Source organism: Enorma timonensis, assembly GCF_000321165.1.
Classification (GTDB): domain Bacteria; phylum Actinomycetota; class Coriobacteriia; order Coriobacteriales; family Coriobacteriaceae; genus Enorma.
On sequence record NZ_CAPF01000106.1, the window covers coordinates 1 to 1,523 of the forward strand.

A 1,523-nucleotide genomic window follows, 5' to 3' on the forward strand; every position below is an offset into this window, starting at 1 on the left:
TGGGCAAAGTAGCCGGGAAATCGGCGACCCTGCTACCTGCGCATTTGTTGGCGCGCAACCCCTCGCTACTCGGGCACCCCTTCATAAACCGTTCGTTTCGTGATCTTTGGGACGGCCTGGTTCCCGCTTGTATCAACGAAACGCCCCGATCGCTCCCCGGCGACCTGCGATTCCATCCCCTGTGCCAGCTCCGTGCAAGGTTCGCGACAGGTTCATGCCAGGTTCGTGCCAGATTCGGCGCAGATCGCCATGAGATGCTGCACCCAGGTCGAATGGGATGCAGCCAAGGCGAGCAGCTCGCCGACGGGCAGAAAGGGAAGCCAATCATGATCATCATCACCGGAGCATCCGCCCTCGCATGGTGGAACACCCCCACGCTCTTCAAACACGAGGAGATACCTCCCGAGCAGTTCACCGCGTGGCTCAAGATGGATGAGAAGATGCGGCGCTACGCGACAGGCCGGAAGAACAGGAGGTACGTCGACGAGCGCATCCTGGCCCGCCTGCCCTTCGACCTCAAGGGCATCCCGCTCCCCATCGAGGTCGAAACCGACTACGGCACCATGCGCACATCCCCGTTCGCACGCGTGCACCGGCTGTCCCGAAAACCCGACGCATCCCTGCTCCAGGCGCTCGGCAACGACCTGTACGTCGCATCCCCCTCCCTGGCGCTCGTCCAAGCGTCGCGCCGGCGCTCGCTTACCGCGACGATCGCCCTCATGTACGAGGCATGCGGCATCTACGCCGAGCCGAGCGTGACGGATCTCGTGCGCCCTCTGCTGGAAGCGTGCAAGGCGCAGGCGAGCGGGGCGAAGCAGCCATCGCAGTTCTTCAGGAAGGATGAGGACGACCCGTGGAAACCGGTATTCGATAGGAACGGGGACCCATCCAGCATGTGGAAGCGGCCTCAGCTCATAACGACGGAGCAGCTCCGCATCGAGCTCGAAACGATGCAGTGCGTTGACGGGCTGCCGCAAGCGCGGAGGGCAGCGCAGTTCGTGCATGACCGCTCCGGATCGTGGCTGGAAACTGCTTGGGCGCTGTTTGCCTTGTTGCCGCCTCGATGCGGCGGCGCGGGGTACCCAGCTCCCCTGTTCAACGAGCGCGTGACGTTCACCCCCGAAGCGGAGCTGCTCGCGGGCATGTCATACTGCAAATGCGACATGCTCTGGCCGGAGCAGAATGCCGTCGTCGAACTCAACGGGATGGCGTACCACGCCGACCGCGCGGGGTTCAAGGAGGCGTCCGGCAGACGCGCCGCGCTCGAGTCGATGGGATATTCCGTTCTCGAGATTACCTACGATCAGATGTGCGACATCACGCAGCTTGAGATTCTGCTCGACATGATGTCGACCAGGCTCGGCCTCAAGCCCGCAAAGCGAAGCACAAAACAGATCGAGCGGCGAAAGAAGCTGCACCAGGAGCTTTTCGGGCAGCCCGAGTCGTCTGAGTGAGCCATTTTCGGCTCGTTTGGGCTCCGAAATCCGCGCGCGTCGGGATAGTGTTTCCCAAAGTGAGCGAAA

1 protein-coding gene is annotated in these 1,523 nt (G+C 62.6%); it reads left to right on the forward strand.

Annotated features, from left to right (window positions below):
• The first annotated feature begins 326 nt into the window (after positions 1 to 326).
• Complete coding sequence (locus BN423_RS10425) at positions 327 to 1,454, forward strand: PDDEXK family nuclease (RefSeq protein WP_019240188.1); 1,128 nt, start codon at positions 327 to 329, stop codon at positions 1,452 to 1,454.
• Positions 1,455 to 1,523 lie beyond the last annotated feature (69 nt).

Bases quoted from the DNA above. Each gene is read 5' to 3' on its own strand.
- BN423_RS10425 (WP_019240188.1), top strand. From the start codon at position 327: ATGATCATCATCACCGGAGCATCCGCCCTCGCATGGTGGAACACCCCC.